Consider the following 22095-nt stretch of genomic DNA (forward strand, 5'->3'; position numbering starts at 1 on the left):
GCGCGGACAGCCGAACCGGCGACAAACAGCAGCCAGACAACGAAACCTGCGACAAGCAGCGCGGAAAAAGGAGGCGGGAAGACAAGCAGCGGCCGCACAGTTGGGGCGGAAGGGAGTAGGTGAAGGGTGGGACGGAAGGGAGTAGGTGAAGGGCCCGGCGGTGTGTGCATGAACGCCGCTGAAACCGATCGCCAGCGAGCTCAGTCGGGCGTGGCGCGACCGTCGTGCTGGCACGGAAGAGCGACGACGCTGAGCATGGCTGGCTGAGCACGGGTTCAGGACGCGCCAGCGCTCAGCCGGACCAAGGTCCAGGGAGGAGAGTCAACGAGAGAAACCGTTGGCTTAATTCAGTGAAACCGCGACTTCTTCCAGTGCGTCCATCGACGTCTGCATTCCGCCCTCCATACCGGATTCCAGGATGGCGTCGCGGAGTTCCTTGGTGTGCGTTTCGGTCAGCATGGTCACTGTGGTGCGGCCGCCCGATTCGGCGAACGTCACGGTGACCACGGGGGCTTCCACATCCTCGGCGCCGGGGGTTTCGTAGACCTCGGTGTGGACCAGGCGTTCGTTGGGCGTTATCTCTCGGTACTCGCCGTGAAAAGCGACCTCGAAGTTGCCGTTCGCCAGCATCACGTAGCGCCATTGGCCGCCGACGCGCAGGTCGATGTCTACGGACGTCACGGTGCCTCCTTTGCCGGCCCACCAGCGTTTCACCAGCTCCGGCGTGGTCCAAGCGCGGTAGACGTGCTGTCGCGGGGCGGCGAAGTCGCGGGTGATCAGGATCTGGTCGTCAGCGGGCAGCGTCACCTTCGCGGTGCCGGTCGTCGTGTCGGTCATGGGTTTCCTCCTCGGTCGTGTCCATTTCTTCCAGCACGGCGTCCAGCGAGGCGAACCGTTCCTCCCAGGAGCGTTCGTAGCGGCGTACCCAGTCGTGGATCGGTTTGAGGGCGCGGCCGTTCAGGCTGTAGAGGCGTTGCCTGCCCTCGTCTCGTACCTCGACCGCGCCTACCTCGCGCAGAACTCGCAGGTGCTTCGACACTTGCGGTTGGCCTAAGCCCAGCACGCGGACCAGGTCGTTCACTGGGCGTTCGCCCTCGGCTAGGACGTCCAGGATTTCCCGGCGCCGTGGTTCGGCGACGGCGTTGAAGACGTCCGCGGTGGTTGCTGCCCGTGCCATGCGGCAATCATATGCCGATATGGGTATGCGTCAAGAGGTTGGGCGGGCGCGGACGTGGAAGCGTTCTCCTTGCGGGCCGAACAGGGCCAGGACCTCGCAGACCTCGTCCCCCGCGTTGCCGAACCAGTGCGGGACGTGGGTGTCGAACTCGGCGACCTCGCCTGGTCGGAGGATCACGTCGTGTTCGCCGAGCATCAGGCGCAACTGCCCGGACAGGACGTACATCCACTCGTATCCCTCGTGGACCCGCTGATCCGGGGGTTCGGGCGAACGTTCTGGCGGGAGGATCATCTTGTAGGCGCGCAGACCGCCTGGGCGACGGGTGAGCGGCAGGTAGGTCCTGCCGTGCCGGACGAAGGGTTTCGGGTGCAGGCGCGGGTCGCCGGTCGGGGGTGCGCCGACCAGTTCGTCGAGCGGGACCTGGTACGCGCGGGCCAGGGCCAGCAGCAGCTCCAGGGTCGGTTTGCGCTGGCCGGCCTCGAGGCGGGACAGGGTGCTCACCGAGATGCCGGTCGTTTCCGAGAGGCCGGTCAGCGTCGCGTTGCGTTGTTTGCGCAGGGCGCGCAGCCTCGGGCCGACCGCGTGCAGGACGTCGCCCAGGTCCTGGTCGTCTTCGCTCATGCCGTTCAATTTGCCACTTCGGCAAAGAACTTTGTCAAGTCGGCGCGTTCTCCGGATAGTCCGTGGCACGGGGACTGACAGGAGGATCCAGTGGACGAAAAGTACGACGTGGTGGTGGTCGGCGGCGGTGCGGCCGGGCTCAGCGGAGCGGTGGCGCTCGCTCGGTCGCGGCGGTCGGTGCTGGTCGTCGATTCCGGCGAACCGCGCAACGCGCCGGCCGGGCACGTGCACAACTATCTTGGCCGCGAGAGCACGCCGCCCGCCGAGTTGCTCTCGCTCGGGCGCGCGGAGCTGGCCGGGTACGGCGGCGAGGTCGTCGCAGCGACGGTGACCTCGGTTGCCAAGGGGGACAACGGGTTCGAGATCTCGCTGGCCGACGGGCGGCGCACGCGCGCGCGGCGGGTGCTGGTCGCGACCGGCCTCGTCGACGAGCTTCCCGAGATCGCCGGGCTGGCCGCGCGGTGGGGGCGCGACGTGCTGCATTGCCCGTACTGCCACGGCTGGGAGGTTCGCGACCGTGCGGTCGGCGTGCTGTCGACCGGTCCGATGACCGTGCACCAGGCGTTGATGTGGCGGCAGCTGACCGACGACGTGGTCGTTTTCCGGCACACGCACGGGGATTTCGACGAGGCTCCGCTGCTGGCTCGCGGGATCCGGATCGTGGACGGGGCGGTCGCCGCGGTCGAGGCCGAGGGCGACCAGCTGACCGGGGTGCGGCTCGAATCGGGCGAGGTCGTGGCGCGCGAGGCGTTGGCGGTCGCGGCGCCGGCCAGGACGCGGGCGGACTTTCTCGCGCCGCTCGGGATCGAGCCGGAACCGGTGGAGTTCAACGGTTTCGTGATCGGCACGCGCGTTCCCGCGGACGCGGCCGGGCGGACGTCGGTGCCCGGTTTGTGGGTGGCGGGGAACGTCACGGACATGCGGGCGCAGGTCGTCGTGTCCGCGGCGGCGGGGTTGATGGCCGGGGCGGCGATCAATGGCGAACTGGTCGAGGAGGAGGCCGCGGAAGCCGTGCGGCTGCGGGAAATGCCGTTCTCGCATGAGATGGAGCGGGAGGTTGCGCGGGCTAACGAGCGCCTCGCCGAGGACCGGGAAGACGCGCGAGCCGACGAGCACCAAGCCAAAGACCGCGAGGGCGCACGGGTCACCGAGAACCACACGCAGGACCGCGAAGGCGCACGAGCCGACGAGCGCCACGCCGAGGACCGCGAAGGCGCACGGGTCACCGAGAACCACACGCAGGACCGCGAAGGCGCACGAGCCGACGAGCACCACACCGAAGACCGCGAAGGCACGCGAGCCGACGACCACCACGCGGAGGCACCGCCGTTCGATCGGGCTTCTTGGGAGGAGCGGTATCGCTCACAGGACGGAATGTGGAGCGGACGGCCGAACGATCAGCTCGTGACCGAGGCTCGCGGTCTCGAACCGGGGCACGCGCTGGACGCTGGTTGCGGTGAGGGTGGCGACGCGCTGTGGCTCGCGCAGCAGGGCTGGCGCGTGACGGCGGTCGACTTCTCCACGACGGCCATCGAACGTGGACGCGTGCAGGCGGCGAAACTCGGGGTCGCGGACCGGATCACGTGGGTTGCGGCGGATTTGGGCGAGTGGGTGCCCGAGTCGAAGTACGACCTGGTGACGTCGCATTTCCTGCACATTCCGTCGGCGGCCCGTACCGCCGCATTCGCGCGGCTCGCGGACGCGGTGGCTCCGGGCGGCACGCTGCTGGTGGTGGGGCACGACCCCGCGGATCACCACGCCGGGCGGCCGCACATGCCGGACATGATGTTCACGGCGGAGGAAGTGGCGGAGACGTTGGATCAGTCGTGGGCGTCGGTGGCCGCGGACAATCGTGAAAGGCCTGCGGTCGGGGCGGAGATGGTGGTTCGGGACACCGTGCTGGTGGCTCGGAAGAGGTGACGGCTCCCCCGGTCTGGTTACGGGCAACCCTGCCAGACCGGGGGTTGGCCGCAGCTGGGTTGCTGAGGGGTGGCGTGAGGCAGCGCCGTCATGTCGGGGCGAGGTCGGCAGGGCTCGCGCGTCCGCATACAGAGGCGCCGGGGTCACCCGTTGACCCAGCATGAATCAGGCGTGGTGCACGGATTCCACGGTGCACAGGTGCGGATCGCTCTCAGCCAGGGCCAGGGCGGCGGACAGGTGGTCGCGGCATTCCGGGGCGGCGAGCATGGCCTGGAAATCCTCGGCGCTCGCCCACTGGGCGTAGTTCACCACGCGGGTGCCGTCGGTGCTCGCGTGGATGTTCGCGGACACGAAACCGGGCCGGTGGCGGATGACTTCCTCCGTCGCCGTCGTCAGGACCTCGACGAGGGCCCGCTGCTTGTCCGGGGCGACGGTGAAGACGTTCACCAGGGTGGCGACGTCGGCGTCGGTGCTGATGGTGGTGAGCGGCATCGGATTCTCCCTATGACAGGTTCCTGACAATGGCCATTATGTGTAAGGTTCCTGTCATGAGTCAAGAGACGACGCGGCGGCCGGGGTACCTCGTGAAGCGGGTGCAGCAGGCGTTCCGGCAGGCGTCCGACGAGCTCTTGCGGCCGATCGGGCTGTCGATGGCGCAGTACGCGGTGCTGGCGGCACTGGCGGAGAACCCGGGAGCGTCGTCGGCTGAACTCGCGCGGCATTGCTTCGTGACGCGGCAGTCGTTGCGGGACGTCCTGGCCGGGCTGAAGACGGCCGGGCTGGTCGCGGTTGCCGAGGAAGCGTCGACCGGGCGGGCGCAGCCGGTGCGGCTCACGGCGTCCGGCGAAGACCGGTTGAAAGAGGCGCATCGGCTGGTCGACCAGGTCGAGGAGCGGATGCTCGCCGGGATGCCGGAGGACGAGCGGCATCGCCTGGCTGAGCTGCTGAGCATCTGTTCGGAGAACCTGACGCCAGGAGACCGATGAGTTTTCGCTGCCCTGCCGGTCTACCTCGTTATTGAGCACACGAGGAGGACTCATGGGCAAGGTGTTGTGGCACGTCGCGATGTCGCTGGACGGGTTCGTCGCCGCGGACGGGCATGCGATGGACTGGATGTCGGGCGTGCGTGTCACGCCGGGGGTGCACGAGGAATCCATCGCGCGGATCGGGGCGATTCTGGGCGGACGGCGCGGGTTTGACGCGCTCGTCGCCCGCGTGCCCGGGGAGGTCGCCAGGCAGCCGTATGGCGGAGCGTGGAGCGGGCCCGTTTTCGTGCTCACCCATCATCCGGAGGACGCTCCGGCCGAGGACGGGGTGACGTTTCTCCGCTGCGACGTCCGGGAGGCGGTCGAGATCGGGCTCGCGGCGGCAGGCGGGAAGGATCTTGAGCTGCACAGCCAGGATATCGCGCGCCAGTGCGTCGAGCTGGGGATTCTCGACGAGTTCCAGGTGCATCTCATGCCGGTGATGCTGGGCTCCGGGGTGCGGCTGTTCGACAATCCGGGCCGGAAACCGGTCCGGTGGGACCGGGTGCACGACGGGGATCCGGCGCTGGCGGTCGACCTGCGGTACCGGCTCGCCGCGCGACACTGAATCCCGGTCAGCGGGACGGATCGGCCTACTAATGGCGTATGGCCTCCACGGGGTTATTGGTCTATACCATTTGGACAGGGGTTTACCGCCCCTCGGTCCTCACCGTGGAGGTTCCACCTATGCGTCTCCCCTCCCCCCGGAAACTGGCGGCCGCGCTCGGCGGGTTGCTGGCCGTAGCCGGACTCGCGGCGCCGCCGAGCACCGCGGCCGCGGCGAGCGGCTCGTCGATCGCGCTCGCGCCCTATGTGGACATGGGCGCGTGGCCGTCGCCTGTGCTGTCTTCGATGTCCCAGCAGAGCGGCATCAAGAGTTTCACCCTCGGCTTCGTCACCGGAGCTGCTTGCAAGGCCAGCTGGTTCGCCGCTTACGACCCGCGCCAGGGCTGGCAGTCTGACGAAATCGCGAAGATCCGCGCGGCTGGCGGAGACGTCAAGGTCTCGTTCGGCGGTGCATCCGGCGTCGAGCTCGCGCAGGCGTGCGGGGACGTCAATTCGCTGGTCGGCGAGTACGAGGCGGTGATCAAAGCCTACGACCTCAAGTACATCGACGTGGACATCGAGGGCGCGGCGGTCGCCGACCCGGGTTCGATCAAACTTCGTTCGCAGGCACTGAAAAAGGTGCAGGACGACAATCCCGGGCTCAAGATTTCCCTGACGCTGCCGGTGCTTCCGACCGGGCTCACGTCGGACGGGCTGAACGTCGTGACCTCGGCGCGGGACGCGGGCGTCAACCTCGACCTGGTGAACGTCATGGCGATGGACTACTACCAGGGCTCCGGCGATCAGGGAGCGAAGGCGATTCAGGCGGCGCAATCCACGCAGGCGCAACTGAAATCGGCGCTCGGACTGTCCGATGCGGACGCTTGGCAGAAGGTCGGGCTCACGCCGATGCTCGGCGTCAACGATTCGCAGAACGAGATCTTCTACCAGAAGGACGCCAGCGCCGTGGTCAGCTTCGCGCAGAGTGTCCACTTGGGAATGCTGTCGTTCTGGGAACTCGGCCGGGACGCGAACGCGTGCAGCGGGCCGCTGTACCGGTGCACGAACATTTCCCAGCAGCCGTACGAATTCTCGAAGATCTTCGCCGGGTACTCCGGCTGAGGAGAAACGGAGCAGCCCGGGCCCGGCGCGGGACCCGGGCTGCTTCCGGCAAGGAACTCAGGGCAGGTAGTACATCGGGTTCGGCAGCTTCACCGGGCGGTCCGCGTAGCCGCCTTCGAGGTCGCTGAACTGGTCGCCGAGGTTGAGCACGATGTGCGCGCCGGTCGACTGGATGTGCGCGCGGGTGCCCGACTTGTACTGGACGGTGGTGCAGGTCAGCCCGCACGGCAGGTAGTCCGGCGGGGTGGTCTTCGGCTTGAAGTACGCGCCGGCCGGGGTCGGGTAGCCCTCGTTGGCGAGGTTCTTGAGCGACTGCGGGCCCTGCTTGTCGTTGCGGCCGGTCAGGAAGTAGATCCGCACCCCGCGGTCGGCGGCCCACTTCGCCAGTTCCAGGACCGGCTTGTTGGCCTCGAACGTGCCGTCGTCGATGGCTTTCTGCTGCTTCACCGGGTCGAAGCCGAAGTCGTTGTCGGCTTCCCAGCCGTAGGTGACCTCGGACGTGTCGTCCACGTCGAGCACGATCGCCGGGTTCTTCACCTTCCCGAGCTTCTGCTGCAGGTACCGCTTCGCGTCGGCGACCACGCGCTTGGTGTCGGTGACGAACCGGCTGGTTTCGGAGTAGTGGTGCTTGCCGGACGCGTCGAGCCAGTCGCCGTAGTACGCCTTGACGTCGTTCTTCACCTGGCCGATGTTGGCCGGTTCGCGGCCGTGCGCGGCAGTGACGGCGTCGGACCCGGCCAGCGCGGTCGCGCCGCCTGCGACGGTGGCTCCGATGGCCGCGGCGGCGGCCAATTTGACGAGAGCGGGAAAACGAGACACAGCGACCCTCCAGTGATGATGCGTCAACCCGCAGAACTTACGCCGCGTTCCCCGGCTTGGGAACCCTCCATCGGGATGCGCTCGGCGCGGCACACGAACGCCACCGGCGACCGGCCGATCCGCGTGAGCACCACAGTGGACTCTTCGCGACCGCGCGGTTTCAGCTTGCGACGCAAGGCGTCCGGGTCTACGTCGAGGCCGCGGACGAGGATCTCCAGCCGTCCGACGTCGAGCTTCTTCAACGCCTGCCCGAGCGTCTTTTCCCGGTACGGCAACTGTTCGAGCACCCGGAAGGCACGCACTCCGGGCGGCGGCGTGTCGCCGGTGAGGTAGGCGATGCGTTCGTCCAGCTGCCACAAGCCGTGCCGCGCCGCGTAATGCCGCACGAGCCCGGCTCGGACGACCGCGCCGTCCGGATCGACGAGCCACTCCCCCGCCGCCCGCACGGGGATGTCGTCCGGCTCCGCGTCAGTGAGAGTCCACTGTGTACCGTCCGAACGCAACACTGTCGCGCGGCGGGTGACCCCGGACGAGAGCCCGCGCCACAGGCAGGCTTCGCGGACTTGGCCGTCGAGCGACACGAGTTCGACCTCGTCCGCCCACGGCGCGATGGAGAAATCCATGCCGGGCGCGCATTTCACCGACAGGATCCGGCCGGGATACGCGGCCACGAGTTCGTCGAGCGGCGGCAGGAAGTCGGCCGGACGCCATACCCGGCGACCCGCGGAGTCGCGGCGGGCGGGATCGGCGACCACAGCGGTGGTCCGGGAAATCGGCAGCAAGGCGTCGGCCCGGGCGATGAGCGGAGAGACTCCGGCAGCGGAAGCGTTGTGCTGAGCCATTTCCAGCCGTACGGGGTCCACATCGGACCCGACCGCCACCGAGGCGACGCGAGACAGTTCAACCAGGTCCGCGCCGACCGAGCAGGTGACGTCGTGCACCGGCAACCCCGCGAGCCGGGAAGCGCGATGCCAGGCCACTGGCGTAGCGCTCGCCTGCTGCAAGGCGTCGCCAGTGAACAGCCAATCCTCGGACGAAGCCAGTTTCAGAACCGATTTACGCCGCAGCGCAACGGTTTCCAGCACCGGGGAAGCGTGCTCCCCGGCCAGGCGACGAGCGGTCGTGACGTCCGCGATCCGCGAACCGTCCAATGTGGAGCACTCGGCGAGCGCCGCCCGTCCCGCGCCGGAGCGCAGGAAGGCGACGTCGTCGAGCGTGAAACTGTAGGGCAATTCAGGACGGCCGCTTGGTCCCGGTGATCATCACGTTGTAGAACAGCTCGCGCGGCAGCACCTTCGACAGCAGCTTCTTGTCCAAAGCGGACAGCCGCAGCCACAGGTGGTAGGCGAACAGCCGCCAGCGCACGGTGAGCTTCTCCTGCGGCACCGCGGCCTCGAAGGTGCGGATCGGCCAGCCGGCCAGCGCCGCCGAGAACTCCTCGGTGACCGCGCGGACGTCCTGGGCGCCGGCGCCGCGCGCCATCGCTTCCAGCTCCGACGGGTCGAAGGTGTGGATGTCGACCACGGCCTCCAGCGCCGCCGCGCGCGAGGATTCGTCCAATTCGGACTGCGGACGCCGCCAGCCGCTCAGCGCGGGCAGCTTGGTGATGTTCGTGGTCAGGTACCAGGTGAGCTGGCCGAGGCGGCGCGCGTAGCGGTCGCCGATTTTCGTCGGCTCGCCGGCGAACACGAACCGGCCGCCCGGCTTGAGCACGCGCAGCACCTCGCCGAACGCCTGGCGCACGTCCGGGATGTGGTGCAGCACCGCGTGCCCGACCACGAGGTCGAACGTGTTGTCGTCGTACGGGATCCGCTCCGCGTCGGCGACCCGGCCGTCGACGTCGAGGCCGAGGCCCTCGGCGTTGCGCAGCGCGACCTGCACCATGCCCGGCGACAGGTCGGTGACCGAACCCTTCTTCGCGACGCCGCCCTGCATCAGGTTCAGCAGGAAGAAGCCGGTGCCGCTGCCCAGTTCCATCGCGTGCTGGTACGGCTGGCCGTCGTCGCCCGCCACCGCGTTGAACACGTCGGTGGCGTAGGAGATGCAGCGCTCGTCGTAGGAAATCGACCACTTCTCGTCGTACGTCCCGGCTTCCCAGTCGTGGTAGAGGACGTTCGCGAGCTTCGGGTCGGCGTAGGCCGCCTTGACCTCGTCTTCGGTGGCGTGCGGGTTCGGCGCCGGGTCGGACACGGAAGTCACTTCCCCTCGAAACTGGCCTTGCCGGGCCCGTTGTCGATGAACGACTGCATGCCGTTGCGCTGGTCCTCGGTCGCCCACAGCGCGGTGAACAGCTGCGTTTCGATCTTGAGGCCGGTCGCCAGGTCGACGTCGAGACCGGAGTCGATCGCGGTCTTGGCCGCGCGCAGCGCCACCGCCGGGCCGTTCGCGAACTGCGAGGCCCACTTGCGCGCCGCCGCGTACACGTCGTCCGGGGCCACGACCTCGTCGACGATGCCGAGCTTGAGCGCCTCTTCGGCCTTCACGAACCGGCCGGTGAAGATCAGGTCCTTGGCCTTGCTCGGGCCGATCAGCCGGGTCAGCCGCTGCGTGCCGCCCGCGCCGGGGATGATGCCGAGCTGGATCTCCGGCTGGCCGACCTTCACGTTGTCGCCGGCGATCCGCCAGTCCGCGGTCAGCGCCAGTTCGAGGCCGCCGCCGAGGGCGTAGCCGGTGATCGCGCAGACGACCGGCTTCGGGATGTTCGCGACCCGGGCGAGCGACGCGGTCAGCTCGGCGCCGAACTTCGCGATCTCCGGGTACGTGCGGGACGCCATCTCCTTGATGTCCGCGCCGCCGGCGAAGGTCTTCTCGCCGCCGTAGAGGATCACCGCGCGCACGTCGTCGCGGTCGGACGCCTCGCGCGCGGCCTCGGCGAGCTCGGCCTGCACCTGGTTGTTCAGCGCGTTGACCGGCGGCCGGTCCAGCCGGATCGTGCCGACCCCGCCCTCGACCTCCAGGGTTACGAACTCTCCCACGCGAACTCCTCCTCGTTAACGGCGTTGACGCAGCGCCAGCAGGCTACCGGCCGGTAAGGCCAACCTAGCCGACCTACCTGCGGCGGGCGAAGAACCGCTCGCCCGAACGCTGCAGCACCAGGTCCTGGTCGAACGTCTTGGACAGGTTCTCGCTGGTGATCACGTCGTCCACCAGCCCGGACACCACCGCGCGGCCCTCGCGCAGCAGCAGCGCGTGGGTGAAGCCCGGCGGGATCTCCTCGACGTGGTGGGTGACCAGCACCATCGCCGGCGCGTCCGGGTCCATCGCGAGCACCGACAGCCGGGCCACGAGGTCCTCGCGACCGCCGAGGTCGAGGCCCGCGGCGGGCTCGTCGAGCAGCAGCAGCTCGGGGTCGGTCATCAGCGAGCGGGCGATCAGGACGCGCTTGCGCTCGCCCTCGCTCAGCGTGCCGAACGTGCGCTCGGCCAGGTGCGCGATGCCGAGCGTGCCGAGCAGTTCGGTCGCCCGGTCGAGGTCCATCCGGTCGTACTGCTCGCGCCAGCGGCCCATCACCGCGTACCCGGCGCTGACCACGACGTCGCCGACGAGCTCGTCGCCGGGCACGCGCTGGGCGATCGCGGCGGACGTGAACCCGATGCGCGGGCGCAGGTCGAAGATGTTCACCTTGCCGATCCGGTCGCCGAGCAGGTCGACGGTGCCGGAGGTGGGGTGCAGTTCGGCGGCGGCCAGGCGCAGCAGGGTGGTCTTGCCGGCCCCGTTCGGCCCGAGCACCACCCATCGCTCGTCCAGCTCGACCGCCCAGTCGAGGGCCGCGAGGAGGTCGTTTCCGGTACGGCGGACGCCGACACCGGACATCCGCACGACGAGGTCGTCAGGATCGCTGGGCAGGATCGGCTCGCTCACGAGCCCATTGTGGCGGTCGCCCGGGCACGGACTCGCACCCGCCCGGGGCTAACGGCGCGCCAGGCGTCCAGCCGCTGGGACGAGCGGCCGTGATCGCGTCGCTGTGGCAGCATCGCCGGCATGTCCAGGTCCGCGCGCCCCGTGTTGTGGCGCCGTCGCGCGATCGACCTGCTCCTGGTGGCTTCCAGCGGATGTAGCCGGGCGCGGCACGCACGCTGATCCTCCGTCGGCGTGCCGCGCTGCCTCGCGTCCCGGCACCGACTCATTCCAGGAGCACCCGCGTTGACCACGTCCATCGTCCGTCCGGAAATCGAAATCCACCCCCAGCTGACCGATCCGCTGCTGCCCGAACTGCTGCACCCGTCGCGGCTGCTGTGGACGCCGCGCGAACTTGTCGACCTGACCCGCACGGTCACCACCGAACTGACCACCAGCCTGCGCGACGTCCTGCGCTTCGACGAGGACCGGCGCTGGTGGGCGCGCCTCGCGCTGACCGACGGCGTCGAACTGTGGCTGCTGTCGTGGCTGCCCGGCCAGGCCACGAAGCCGCACGACCACGGCGGCGCGTCGGGTTCGTTCACCGTGCTGCAGGGCGAACTCGGCGAGGAGTACCGCTACCCCGGCGGCCCGGTGCGCCGCCGCACACACCTCGCGGGCCAGGGCATCGGCTTCGGCGCCGGGCGCGCGCACCAGGTGCTCGGCGTCGGCAGCGAACCGGCGGCCAGCGTGCACGCCTACTCGCCGCCGCTGGTTCCGACGCGCGAGTACACGAGCCTCGCCGACGTGCCGAACGAGATCCCGCCGCTTCCTGCCATTGTGCGGTCATGAGCGCACTTGATGGTTTCCTCGCCGCCGCCCGGTCCACGCTGGACCGGGCGGACCCGGCGCGCGCCGCCGAACTGCAGGCCGACGGCGCGCTGATCGTCGACATCCGGCCGTATGCCAACCGGGTCGCCGAGGGCGAGATCCCCGGGTCGGTGGTGGTCGAGCGGATCCACCTGGAGTGGCGGCTGGCCCCGGAGAGCGAGTGGCGGCTGCCGGGGGTTTCGGCTGAGACGGTCGCGGTGGTGGTGTGCAACGAGGGGTACGCGTCGAGCCTGGCCGCGGCGGATCTGCAGCGGCTGGGGCTGGCGCGGGCTACGGATCTGGTGGGCGGGTTCCGCGCTTGGGCGGCGGCTGGGTTGCCGGTGCGGGAAGGCGGAACCCCGGCGGTCGATTGAGCTGGGTCGCGAGCGCCCCAATGTGGCATTGGGTGCGTCCCACGCACCGAACGCCACATTGGGTGCGTCAGATGCACCCAATGTGGCATTGGGGCGCGAGCGGGCTCAGGCGAGCACGACGCGCGCCAGTTCCGCCGGACTAGCCAGCAGCGGATGCTTTGGCAGTACCCGCACCGTGTAGCCGACCGAGCCCGCTCGTGGCAGGCGCAGGGTCGCGGCGAACGCGCCGATTCCGTCCGGTGTCATCGGGACCTGTACCGCGTCCGCGAGTTCGTCCCCGTCGCCGACCTGGCCCACTACGGCTTGGATGTCCACTTCGGACGGTTCGAGGCCCGCCAGGTCGATCCGGGCGCGGATGGTGACCTCGGTGCCCACCACGAGGCGTTCAGTGTGGTCGTACTGGAGTTCGGCGTCGAAGATCCGCACGCGCGGCCACGCGACTTCCAGTTTGGTGCGGTAGTCCGCCAGCGAAAGCGCGCCCTGGTGGCCGTTGTCGGTGGCGGCGGCGACCATCCTCGATGCGGGCAGATAACCGGAATCCACGTACTCGCGCACCATTCGCGACGCCTGCACGCGCGGGCCCAGCGTTTCGAGCGTGTGCCAGACCATCGCGAGCCAGCCGGTCGGCACGCCGTCCTCGCCGGTGTCGTAGTAGAGCGGCGCGATCTGCTGGCCGAGCAGGTCGTACAGTGCCGCGGCTTCGAGGTCGTCGCGGCGGAGCGGGTCGGTGACGCCGTCCGCGGTGGGGATGGCCCAGCCGTTCGAGCCGTCGTAGCACTCGTCCCACCAACCGTCCTTGATGGACAGGTTCAGGCCGCCGTTGAGCGCCGACTTCATCCCCGACGTGCCGCACGCCTCCAGCGTCCGCACCGGGTTGTTCAGCCACACGTCGCAGCCGCGGTAGAGGTAGCGGGCCATCGACATGTCGTAGTCCGGCAGGAAGACGATGCGGTGGCGCACCGCGGGATCGTCGACGAACCGCACGATCTGCTGGATCAGCTGTTTGCCGTTCTCGTCGGCGGGATGCGATTTGCCGCCGATCACGATCTGGATCGGCCGCTTCTCGTCCAGCAGCAGCGCGCGCAGCCGGTCCGGGTCGCGCAGCATCAGCGTGAGCCGTTTGTACGTCGGCACGCGGCGGGCGAAGCCGACGGTCAGCACGTCCGGGTCGAAAACGCGGTCGGTCCAGCCCAGTTCCAGCGCTGACGCGCCGCGCTGCATCCACGCCGCCCGCACCCGCCGCCGGACCTCGCCGACCAGCTTCCCCCGCAGTTCCCGGCGCAGTTCCCACAGCTGCTGGTCGCTGACGCCGTCGCGCAGCGAACTGTCCGGCGTGCGGCCCTCGTGGCCGAACTCCTCGTGGTTGCCGCCGAGCAGCGCGCTCAGCTCGCGCGCCACCCAGGTCGGCCCGTGCACGCCGTTGGTGATGGACGCGATCGGCACCTCGGCGTCGTCGAAACCGGGCCACAGGCGGGAAAACATCCGGCGCGTGACGCGGCCGTGCAGCTTGGAGACGCCGTTCGCCCGTTGCGCCAGCCGCAGTCCCATGTGCGCCATGTTGAACAGGCCGGGGTTGTCCTCCGCGCCGAGTTGCAGCACGCGGCGGACGTCGACGTCCGGGACGAGCCTGCCGTCGGAGAAGTACCGCTGCACGAGGTCGACCGGGAAGCGGTCGATGCCCGCGCTGACCGGCGTGTGCGTGGTGAACACGGTGCCGGCGCGGACCGCGGGCAGCGCCTCGTCGAAGGCGAGACCGTCGGACTGGATGATCTCGCGGGCGCGCTCCAGCCCGAGGAATCCGGCGTGGCCCTCGTTGGTGTGGAACACCTTCGGCTGCGGATGCCCGGTCAGCTCGCAGAACTTCCGCACCGCGCGGAACCCGCCGATGCCGGCCAGGATCTCCTGCCGGATCCGGTGGTCGGCGTCGCCGCCGTAGAGCCGGTCGGTGACCGAGCGGAGGTCCTCGTCGTTGGCCTCGATGTCGGTGTCGAGCAGCAGCAGCGGGATCCGGCCGACGCGCGCCCGCCACATCTGCGCGCGCAGGTCGCGTCCGCCCGGCATGGCGACCTCGACCAGCACCGGGCGGCCGTCCTCGGTGACCAGCTCCAGCGGGAAGGCGTTCGGGTCGATCACCGGGTAGTGCTCGACCTGCCAGCCGTCCAGCGACAGGCCCTGGCGGAAGTAGCCGGACCGGTACAGCAGGCCGACGCCGACCATCGGGACGCCGAGGTCCGAGGCAGCCTTGAGGTGGTCGCCGGCGAGCACGCCGAGGCCGCCGGAGTAGTTCGGCAGCGCCTCGGTGACCCCGAATTCCATCGAGAAGTACGCGACCGCCTGCGGAAGGCCGTCGTCGGTGCGCCGCTGGTACCAGCGCGGTTCGCTGAGGTAGCGCTCCAGCCCGGCCGCGGCCTCGCGGGTGCGGTTCAGGAAGTCCTCGTCCTTCGCCAGTTCCTCGAGCCGCTCCGGCGGCAGCGCGGTGAGCATGCGCAGCGGGTCGCGGATCTTGTTGAACAGTTCGGCGTCCATCGAGGCGAACAGGTCGCGCGTCGGCGGATGCCAGGTCCAGCGAAGGTTGGTCGCGAGTGCCCCGAGCCCGGCGAGCGGCTCGGGCAGGCTGGCACGGACGGTGAACCGGCGGACTGCACGCATGGTCAGCGACGATATCCGGCCCGCTTCGCCCGCGCTCGCACCCCACTTCGGGGATTGCCGCCACGTTCCGCCATCCGGGTCAGTAATGTCCCGGTTCGTTGTCGGACGCGGATGGGGAACGAGGGAACATGAGCCGAGGGGGACGCCGGTACGCGCTGGTCGCGCTGGTCGCGGCGACCGTGCTGGGGACAGCCGCGTGCGGGGACAAGACTCCCGCGGCGACGCCGGGAGCCGGGAACGTCGCCGGCCTGCCGGTCACGCACTTCGAGAGCGGGCTGCGGACCGACGCGCCGCGGCCGGACCTGCGGGTGCGCAACGCCAGCGGCGGCGAGGACGACCAGCTCGCCACCGCCGCGATCGCGGACGTGCAGGCGTACTGGACCGAGGCGCTGCCCGCGGAGTTCGGCGGCAAGCGGTTCGAGCCGGTCAAATCGCTGCTGTCCTACGACTCGAAGCACGACACCGAGGACACCGCGTGCGGCAGCGTCAAGCAGCTGGTGAACGCGTTCTACTGCGCGGGCGACGATTCGGTGGCCTGGGACCGCGGCGTGCTGCTGCCGATGCTGCGCAAGCGGTTCGGGCCGATGTCGGTGGTGACCGTGCTGGCGCACGAGTTCGGCCACGCGATCCAGTACCGGCTCGGGGCGACCGCGGGGATTTCGAAGTCGACGCCGACGGTGGTGAAGGAACAGCAGGCGGACTGCTTCGCCGGCGGGTACTTCCGGTGGGTCGCCGAGGACAAGAGCAAGTTCTACCGGGTGTCGACCGCCGAGGGGCTCGACCAGATCATGGCGGCGATGTTCTTCATCCGCGACCAGGCCGGGACCAGCGCGACGGACCGGCAGGCGCACGGCACGGCCTTCGACCGGACGTACGCGTTCCAGGCCGGGTTCGAGAAGGGGCCGAAGGAATGCGCGGCGATGAACGCGCAGAACGTGCAGAAGCGGTTGACCGAGCGGCCGTTCGACTCGGGCGACAAGGGCAAGGGCGACGCCCCGTTCGACGAGCAGCGGGTGGCGAAGCTGAAGGGCAGCCTCGACGAGGCGTTCCGGGAAGCGGGCGTGCAGGGGCCGCAGTTCCGGGCCGGGTCGGGCAGCTGTCCCGGCGGGCCGAGCACCCCGCCCGCGTCTTATTGCCCCAACGACAACACGGTGGTTTTCGACCAGCGGGCGCTGGAGAAGCTGGCCGAGCCGGTGGACCAGGAAGCCGAGATGGCCGGCCGGCCTGGGGGCGGGCTGGGCGACTTCGCCGCCTTCGCCGAGCTGGCGTCGCGGTACGCGATCGGGGTCCAGAAGGGCGTGGGAGCGTCGATCGACACACCCAATGCCGGGTTGCGCACGGCTTGCCTCGTAGGGGCTTGGGCGGCGTTCTCGAACCACCCGACCGGCGAGGTGCGGCTGAAGCTGTCGTCCGGCGACCTGGACGAGGCGATCGCGGATCTGCTCCGGCCGGACGGGCTGGTGTCGGCGAACGTGAACGGGGAGCGGCCGGACAGCGGGTTCGACCGGGTCGAGGCGCTGCGGCGGGGCTATCTCGAGGGGTCGTCTTCCTGCTCGAAGCAGTACCCCTGAGCCAGACAGAAAAAGGGCCGCACCGGAACGCTCCGGTGCGGCCCTTTTCGTCAGCTCAGAACAGGGCGCTCGCCAGGTCGCGGCGGGCCTTCGCGACGCGCTCGTCGGCCGGGTCGAAGAGTTCGAACAGGGCGACCAGGTGTTCGCGGACGCGGTTGCGGTCGTCCCCGGCGGTGCGGCGGACGACGTCGACCAGGCGGCGGAACGCGCCTTCCACGTCCTGTTCCGCGATGTCCAGGTCGGCGGCCGCGAGCTGGGCGTCGATGTCCTTCGGGTCGGCTTCGGCCTTCTCGCGGGCGCTCGGGTCGGCGGCCTCGGCGCGGGCGGTGAACTTGACCTGGGCCAGCGCGTTCTTCGCCAGCTCGTTGGCCGGTTCGGCGTCCAGGATGCGCTCGTACGCGGCCTGCGCGGCGGCGTAGTCGCCCTGCTCGAAGGCTTCCTCGGCCTCGGTGAAGCGCGGGTCTTCCGGCTCCTCGACCGGGCCGCGGGCCTCTTCTGCGGCGCGGATGCCGGGGAGACGGTCGCGCAGCGCGTCGAGCAGGGAGTTCAGCCACTTGCGGATCTCCGGCTCCGGCAGCGCGCCGGAGAAGGCGTCCACCGGCTGGCCGCCCGCGATCGCGACCACGGTCGGGACCGACTGCGCGCCGAACGCCTGCGCGATGCGCGGGTTCGCCTCGACGTCGACCTTCGCGAGCACCCAGGCGCCGCCGCTCTCGCCGGCCAGCCGCTCCAGCACCGCGGTCAGCTGCTGGCACTGTTCGGAGAACCCGGCCCACAGGTCGACGACCACGAGCTGGTTGAGGGAGAGTTCGACGACGGACTGGAAGGTCGCCTCGGTGACCTCGAGCACCGTGTCCGACGGAGGCGCGGACGTGCCGCCCGGCTGTCCCGCCCCCGAAGGCGGCTGGTTCCGGGACGCCTCCGCCCTGGCTTTGAGCGCGGACAGGTCGACCGCGCCGGACAACGCGGCGGACATGGCCGCTGAGTTCGCTGCAGATCCGCGTGGGTGTGTCACGCCCTCCATCCTGGCACGCCTCGCCGCGAGAGTTCAGCAGCAGCCCCGAGGTTCGCTTTTGGCATGCGCACTCCGCTGAGGCATGCTCTGCGCGAGGACAACGAGGAGGCCGCAGGATGCTCAGCCGGCGCAACGTCACGGTGGCCGCGGCCGTCGTGGTCGCGGTGGCGTGGATCGCCAGCATCACGGCGACCGTCGCGCACCAGGACCCGCCCGGCGCGGCGTCCCCGCCGGAACTGCGCGCGGAGCTGACCGCGGCGCTGAGCGGGCGGGACGCGGACGCGCTCGCCGGGCTCTTCGACGTCCCCGGCTCCGGCGGCGACGACCTCGCCAAGGACTACGTCAGCGTCCTCAAGGACGGCAACGCGCACGACATCTCCGTGCGGCTCGCGCCGGACGAGCGCTCGCCGACCGCGGCCGTCGTGCAGGGGAAGACCGGGGCGGGCGAGCAGTTCAGCTACCGGCTCGCGGTGACCAGCGCCAAGGGACGCTGGACCGTCGCGTTCACGCCGCCGATTCCGTAGCTCAGTCCTCGCGCAGGTGCGCTTCCACGCGCTCGACCTTCGCGGTGAGCTGGCCGGAGTCGTAACCGGGGCGGATGTCGGCCTTCAGCACCAGCCCGACGCGCGCCGAGCCCTCCCCCGCGGCTTCCACCGCCTTCTTCACCACCGCCATCACGGAGTCCCAGTCGCCTTCGATCTCCGTGAACATCGAGCTGGTCGAGTTCGGCAGGCCCGATTCGCGCACCACCTTCACCGCGCGCGAGACGGCCTCGCTCACTCCGCCGTCCGGTTCCCCCGCCGAGGGGCTCACGCTGAACGCGACGATCATGCCGGATTCCTTTCGCTGTTCTCGCAGGGCGACCCCCACGACCGGGGTACCCGCTGGTAGCTTCGGTTGCCATGAACCGTCCGCTGCCGTTCGATCCGATCGCCCGTGCCGCGCAGCTGTGGGAAGACCGGATCGGCCCGGCCGGAACCATGGCCGCGGTCACCGGTGTGATGCGGGTGCAGCAGATCATCCAGTCGGCGGTCGACGGCGCTCTCAAGCCGCACGGCCTCACCTTCGCCCGCTACGAGGCGCTGGTGCTGCTCACCTTCTCCCGCAACGCGCGGCTGCCGATGCGGGTGATGGGCGAACGGCTCCAGCTGCATCCCACCAGCGTCACCAACATAGTGGACCGGCTCGAGCGCGACGGGCTCGTGAAGCGCGTGCCGCATCCCACCGACCGGCGCACCACGCTCGTCGAGATCACCGACGAGGGGCGCGCGCTGCGGGAAACCGCCACCGCCGCGGTCACCGGCATCGACTTCGGGCTCACCGGGCTCACCGAGCGGCAGGTGGAGCAGCTGACCGACCTGCTCACCAAGGTCCGCAAGTCCGCGGGCGATTTCACCTCGTAACGCACGAAGGGCCCGCGCGGTTCGCACGGGCCCTTCGGGAAAAGCGGAAGATCAGACGCCGACCGGCTCCTGCGCGCGGACGAAGAGGCCGACGCCGCCGTGGGTCAGCCGCTGCGGGCCGTCCAGCTTGCCGTTGCGCAGGGCCCACTTCTCGAACAGCCAGGTGAACAGCGGCGGGATGCTCGCGAGCAGCGCCAGCACCAGGGTCTTGCCGCGCCAGCCCAGCGGCTTGGCCACGGACAGGGAGACGATCACGTACAGGGCGAAGACGACGCCGTGCACCATGCCGAGGACGGGCACGCCGCCCTCGTTAGACGCGTCGACGACGTACTTGAGAAACATCCCGATCAGCAAGCCGAGCCAGGACAGAGCCTCGGCGACTGCGGCCACGCGGAACACGAGAGCGGCCTTGCTGGACACGACATCCTCCTGTGCGTCACCCGGTGCGTGCTGACTGCACACACAAAAAACACGTCCGACGGACTGTCCAAGGCGGACGGAAACCGCCTGGCGTCAACAGCACTGTCGAACGGGTATGAGACCAGTGTGAGGCGTGACCGGCCTCACCGGAACACCGGGGCCCGTGACTCTGGTCACGAGCGATCGCGGCAAAGGTCCGAACCAATTCCGGTCAAGAGCCGGAAACAGGCGGGAAATGCCCGGTTAACGGAAAAGGCCGCCTCCCGATCCCAGGATCCGGGAGGCGGCCTTCACTTACCGTCCACGTGCGAACACTAACCGGCACAAGGAGAAGGCGGCGCGGAGGAGGGTGACGTTCCCCACGTGGCCTTCGGCGCGTCGGCGGTCAGCGCGAAGTCCAGAGTGGACCCGCGGCGCAGTTGTTCGAGGCTGACGAACGTTTTGTCCGACGCCGTGCCGTTGACGCGCAGCCCCGAGACGTACTGCAATTGCGCCCCGTTCGCGCCGCGCGCGTTGATGGTGAAGTCGCGGCCGTTCGGCAGGTGCACTACGGACTTGGCGAACCGCGGCACGTTCAGCACGAAGTTGCCGGTGCCCGGCACGGCCGGGTAGAGGCCGAGCGCGCTGAAGACGTACCAGGCGGACATGGTGCCGAGGTCGTCGTTGCCGGTGACGCCGTTGGGGGCGTTCGTGAACAAGGTGTGCGCGGCCCGCACCACCGCGGAGGTCTTCCACGGCTGTCCGGTGAGCGTGTACATCCACGGCGAGTGCAGATCGGGCTCGTTGTTGGGGTTGTAGCGGAACTGCTTGTAGTAGTCGTACGGGCCGACGACCCACTTCTCGTGCGCGGTCTTCGCCGGGTCCTTCACCAGGTCGTCGTAGGCGAAGAAGTCGTCGAGCCGCTTGCCCGCGTTGGCCGCGCCGCCCATCTTCGCGACCAGGCCGGGCACGTCCTGCTGCACCAGCCACTGGTACTGCCAGGCCGTGCCCTCGTGGAAGCCGTCCTGACCCTGTGGGCTGTACGGGCCGTCAGCCGGGGTGTACCAGCTGCCGCCGGTGACCTTCGGGCGGAAGTAGCCGGTGAAGCCGCGGTCGGTCACCGACGGATCCCACAGCGTCGCGTACGTCCGGCCCTTGGCGGCGAGTTGCTTCGCGTCTTGCTTGCGGCCGAGCGCGGAGGCCATCACCGAGAGGGAGCAGTCGGCGAGGGCGTATTCCAGCGTCGCGGACGCGCCGTGTGCCGGATCGGTGTCCTGGCCCTTTTTCGGGAAATTCGGGTCGTATTGGACGAATCCGTCGGCCTGGTAGCTCGCGTTGCCGGAACGGCCTTGGAACGGCGACGACGCGGGCGGGATCTCGGTCGAATTCTGCAGCAGCGCTTGGTAGGCGTGCATTTCTTCGCCGCTCAGCGCGCCGAACCGCCACAGGTCGACCAGGAACGGCGTGACCGGGTCGCCGGTCATCGTGTTCGTTTCCTGGCTCGCGTACGCCCAGCGCGGGAGCCAGCCGCCTTGGTCGTGGATGGCGAGGATGCTCTTCGCGATGTCGCGGGCGCGGTCCGGTTTCAGCAGCGCCAGCAACTGGTTCTGCGAGCGGTAGGTGTCCCAGAGGGAGAAGAAGTCGTAGTACGTCCAGCCGATCGCGCGGTGGATCTTCTTGTCGAAGCCGTAGTACCGGCCATCGGCGTCGTTCGCGGTCAGCGGTTGCAGGAAGGCGTGGTAGAGCGAGGTGTAGAAGACCGTGCGGTCGTCCGGGGTGCCGCCGGTGATGTCCACACTGGACAGTTCGCGTCGCCAGTCTCGCTGGACGTCTTTCTTCACGGCGTCGAACGGACGGACGCGCGAGGCGGCGAGGTTCGTGTCCGCACCGCGAGCGTCCACTTGGGAAATCGACGTGGTGGCAGTGACTTGGCCGCCCTTGGGGAAGGTCAGCCACGCGCCGCGCAGGCCCGCGCCGCCTTGTGCCGAGCGACTGCCGGGCGTACCGCCGTCCGGCGACCACGTGCCGTACGAGGAGAACGGCTGGTCGAATTTCGTGGTGAAGTAAGTGGTGTAGGGCTTGCCTCCGCAGAAGGCCTGCGATTCGACGGTGCCCGCGATGGTGTGGTCGTCGACGATCCGGACGCTGCTGCCGCTGACCGGTTCCTTCGCGTTGGCCTGCCCGACATTGACGAAAACGTTGGCCGGGCCGGATTTGTCGAAGGAATACCGCTCGACGCCGCTGCGGGTACTGGCGGTGGTTTCGACGTCGATGCCGCCGTAGCCGGTGAGATGCACCTTGTAGTAGCCGGGTTTTCCGACTTCGCCTTCGTGCGTGTACGGCGCGGCGTACTTGGCTTGGTCGAAGGTCGCCGGCTTGCTCGTGTCGAACGCCGCGCCCGGGCCGATGTCGCCGGTGGTGGGCAGCATGGACACCAGGCCGCCCTGTTCCCAGCAGCCCGCGCCGGACAGGAAGAAGTGCCCGAAGCCGCGGATCGCGGTGTCGGTGTAGAGGTATCCGGCGTAGTGCGTGGTGATCGGACTGGACTGGACCATGCCGAACGGCGCGGACGCACCGGGGAAGGTGTTGCCCTCGTCCTGGGTGCCGATGAACGTGTTCACCGCGTCCAGCGGATCGGCCGGACGCGCCTGTGCCGCGACCGGCGTCAGCGCGGCCGCGACCACGGCGAGCGCCGTCGCGCCCGCCACAACTCTGCTCCTCATGAGACTCCTTGGAAAAGTCCGCAG

The 22095-nt window shown here is 69.5% G+C and carries 23 protein-coding genes; 9 read left to right on the forward strand and 14 right to left on the reverse strand.

The features are described from left to right. Positions 1–342 precede the first annotated feature (342 nt). From FKO37_RS41580 to FKO37_RS41590, 3 genes are read right to left on the reverse strand one after another with little or no spacing between them, the layout of a single operon-like run. On the reverse strand, positions 343–837 hold the full coding sequence (locus FKO37_RS41580) for an SRPBCC family protein (protein ID WP_037811858.1): 495 nt from the start codon (positions 835–837) through the stop codon (positions 343–345). Next, the gene (locus FKO37_RS41585; RefSeq protein ID WP_037811860.1) at positions 791–1177 is read right to left on the reverse strand and encodes a helix-turn-helix transcriptional regulator; all 387 of its coding nucleotides are present in this window, start codon (positions 1175–1177) and stop codon (positions 791–793) included. Before FKO37_RS41585 ends, FKO37_RS41580 begins: the two co-directional genes overlap by 47 nt. Positions 1178–1207: 30 nt before the next feature. Continuing rightward, on the reverse strand, positions 1208–1798 hold the full coding sequence (locus FKO37_RS41590; protein WP_238607935.1) for a helix-turn-helix domain-containing protein: 591 nt from the start codon (positions 1796–1798) through the stop codon (positions 1208–1210). 90 nt (positions 1799–1888) lie between these two features. Here FKO37_RS41590 and FKO37_RS47660 point away from each other — a divergent pair, with 90 nt between their 5' ends. Beyond that, positions 1889–3718, forward strand: a complete 1830-nt coding sequence (locus FKO37_RS47660; protein ID WP_238607936.1) for a bifunctional NAD(P)/FAD-dependent oxidoreductase/class I SAM-dependent methyltransferase — start codon at positions 1889–1891, stop codon at positions 3716–3718. A gap of 165 nt (positions 3719–3883) precedes the next feature. Here FKO37_RS47660 and FKO37_RS41600 read toward each other — a convergent pair whose 3' ends face one another. Continuing rightward, complete coding sequence (locus FKO37_RS41600; RefSeq protein ID WP_134727804.1) at positions 3884–4210, reverse strand: putative quinol monooxygenase; 327 nt, start codon at positions 4208–4210, stop codon at positions 3884–3886. Between the two features lie 56 nt (positions 4211–4266). Between FKO37_RS41600 and FKO37_RS41605 the strand changes: the two genes are divergently transcribed. The 3 genes from FKO37_RS41605 (at position 4267) to FKO37_RS41615 (ending at position 6411) form a co-directional block, all read left to right on the forward strand. Beyond that, on the forward strand, positions 4267–4704 hold the full coding sequence (locus tag FKO37_RS41605) for a MarR family winged helix-turn-helix transcriptional regulator (RefSeq protein WP_238607937.1): 438 nt from the start codon (positions 4267–4269) through the stop codon (positions 4702–4704). 52 nt (positions 4705–4756) lie between these two features. Continuing rightward, positions 4757–5311, forward strand: coding sequence for a dihydrofolate reductase family protein (locus tag FKO37_RS41610; protein ID WP_238607938.1), 555 nt, complete (start codon positions 4757–4759; stop codon positions 5309–5311). Positions 5312–5430: 119 nt separating this feature from the next. Further along, positions 5431–6411: a chitinase gene (locus FKO37_RS41615; protein ID WP_238607939.1), complete on the forward strand. Its 981-nt coding sequence runs from the start codon at positions 5431–5433 to the stop codon at positions 6409–6411. Between the two features lie 57 nt (positions 6412–6468). Here FKO37_RS41615 and FKO37_RS41620 read toward each other — a convergent pair whose 3' ends face one another. The 5 genes from FKO37_RS41620 to FKO37_RS41640 form a co-directional block, all read right to left on the reverse strand. Further along, the gene (locus FKO37_RS41620; RefSeq protein WP_043839175.1) at positions 6469–7230 is read right to left on the reverse strand and encodes an HAD family acid phosphatase; all 762 of its coding nucleotides are present in this window, start codon (positions 7228–7230) and stop codon (positions 6469–6471) included. 23 nt (positions 7231–7253) lie between these two features. Then, positions 7254–8462 (reverse strand): class I SAM-dependent methyltransferase, encoded by a 1209-nt coding sequence (locus tag FKO37_RS41625; RefSeq protein ID WP_134727800.1) that lies wholly within the window; start codon positions 8460–8462, stop codon positions 7254–7256. Position 8463: 1 nt separating this feature from the next. Beyond that, positions 8464–9429 carry a class I SAM-dependent methyltransferase gene (locus FKO37_RS41630; protein WP_037811873.1) on the reverse strand — a complete coding sequence of 322 codons (966 nt, stop codon included), beginning with the start codon at positions 9427–9429 and terminating at the stop codon, positions 8464–8466. Beyond that, a complete protein-coding gene (locus FKO37_RS41635; protein WP_101435362.1) occupies positions 9426–10205 on the reverse strand; it encodes an enoyl-CoA hydratase/isomerase family protein in 780 nt (259 codons plus the stop codon). Before FKO37_RS41635 ends, FKO37_RS41630 begins: the two co-directional genes overlap by 4 nt. A 73-nt stretch (positions 10206–10278) precedes the next feature. Further along, complete coding sequence (locus FKO37_RS41640) at positions 10279–11091, reverse strand: ABC transporter ATP-binding protein (RefSeq protein ID WP_037811875.1); 813 nt, start codon at positions 11089–11091, stop codon at positions 10279–10281. Positions 11092–11373: 282 nt separating this feature from the next. On the opposite strand from FKO37_RS41640, the gene FKO37_RS41645 reads away from it, so the two are divergent. Together FKO37_RS41645 and FKO37_RS41650 are read left to right on the forward strand one after the other, a co-directional pair. Next, positions 11374–11919, forward strand: coding sequence for a cysteine dioxygenase family protein (locus tag FKO37_RS41645; RefSeq protein WP_037811876.1), 546 nt, complete (start codon positions 11374–11376; stop codon positions 11917–11919). Further along, complete coding sequence (locus FKO37_RS41650) at positions 11916–12311, forward strand: rhodanese-like domain-containing protein (protein WP_238607940.1); 396 nt, start codon at positions 11916–11918, stop codon at positions 12309–12311. Before FKO37_RS41645 ends, FKO37_RS41650 begins: the two co-directional genes overlap by 4 nt. Positions 12312–12416: 105 nt before the next feature. Here FKO37_RS41650 and glgP read toward each other — a convergent pair whose 3' ends face one another. After that, complete coding sequence (gene glgP / locus FKO37_RS41655; RefSeq protein WP_037811878.1) at positions 12417–14960, reverse strand: alpha-glucan family phosphorylase; 2544 nt, start codon at positions 14958–14960, stop codon at positions 12417–12419. A gap of 128 nt (positions 14961–15088) precedes the next feature. Between glgP and FKO37_RS41660 the strand changes: the two genes are divergently transcribed. Continuing rightward, positions 15089–16531 (forward strand): neutral zinc metallopeptidase, encoded by a 1443-nt coding sequence (locus FKO37_RS41660; RefSeq protein WP_037811879.1) that lies wholly within the window; start codon positions 15089–15091, stop codon positions 16529–16531. A gap of 55 nt (positions 16532–16586) precedes the next feature. On the opposite strand, the gene FKO37_RS41665 is transcribed toward FKO37_RS41660, so the two are convergent. Continuing rightward, the gene (locus tag FKO37_RS41665) at positions 16587–17507 is read right to left on the reverse strand and encodes a tetratricopeptide repeat protein (RefSeq protein WP_199817577.1); all 921 of its coding nucleotides are present in this window, start codon (positions 17505–17507) and stop codon (positions 16587–16589) included. Positions 17508–17662: 155 nt separating this feature from the next. Between FKO37_RS41665 and FKO37_RS41670 the strand changes: the two genes are divergently transcribed. Beyond that, the gene (locus tag FKO37_RS41670; RefSeq protein ID WP_238607941.1) at positions 17663–18070 is read left to right on the forward strand and encodes a hypothetical protein; all 408 of its coding nucleotides are present in this window, start codon (positions 17663–17665) and stop codon (positions 18068–18070) included. A 1-nt stretch (position 18071) separates the two neighbouring features. On the opposite strand, the gene FKO37_RS41675 is transcribed toward FKO37_RS41670, so the two are convergent. Continuing rightward, complete coding sequence (locus FKO37_RS41675; protein ID WP_043839187.1) at positions 18072–18377, reverse strand: thiamine-binding protein; 306 nt, start codon at positions 18375–18377, stop codon at positions 18072–18074. A gap of 71 nt (positions 18378–18448) precedes the next feature. Between FKO37_RS41675 and FKO37_RS41680 the strand changes: the two genes are divergently transcribed. Then, on the forward strand, positions 18449–18949 hold the full coding sequence (locus FKO37_RS41680) for a MarR family winged helix-turn-helix transcriptional regulator (protein WP_037811883.1): 501 nt from the start codon (positions 18449–18451) through the stop codon (positions 18947–18949). Positions 18950–19000: 51 nt separating this feature from the next. Here FKO37_RS41680 and FKO37_RS41685 read toward each other — a convergent pair whose 3' ends face one another. Further along, positions 19001–19369, reverse strand: coding sequence for a DUF3817 domain-containing protein (locus FKO37_RS41685; RefSeq protein ID WP_037811885.1), 369 nt, complete (start codon positions 19367–19369; stop codon positions 19001–19003). Positions 19370–19683: 314 nt separating this feature from the next. Next, a complete protein-coding gene (locus tag FKO37_RS41690) occupies positions 19684–22071 on the reverse strand; it encodes a GH92 family glycosyl hydrolase (protein WP_238607942.1) in 2388 nt (795 codons plus the stop codon). Positions 22072–22095: the final 24 nt, after the last annotated feature.

It is taken from the genome of Amycolatopsis sp. Poz14, from assembly GCF_006704225.1.
GTDB lineage: Bacteria > Actinomycetota > Actinomycetes > Mycobacteriales > Pseudonocardiaceae > Amycolatopsis > Amycolatopsis nivea.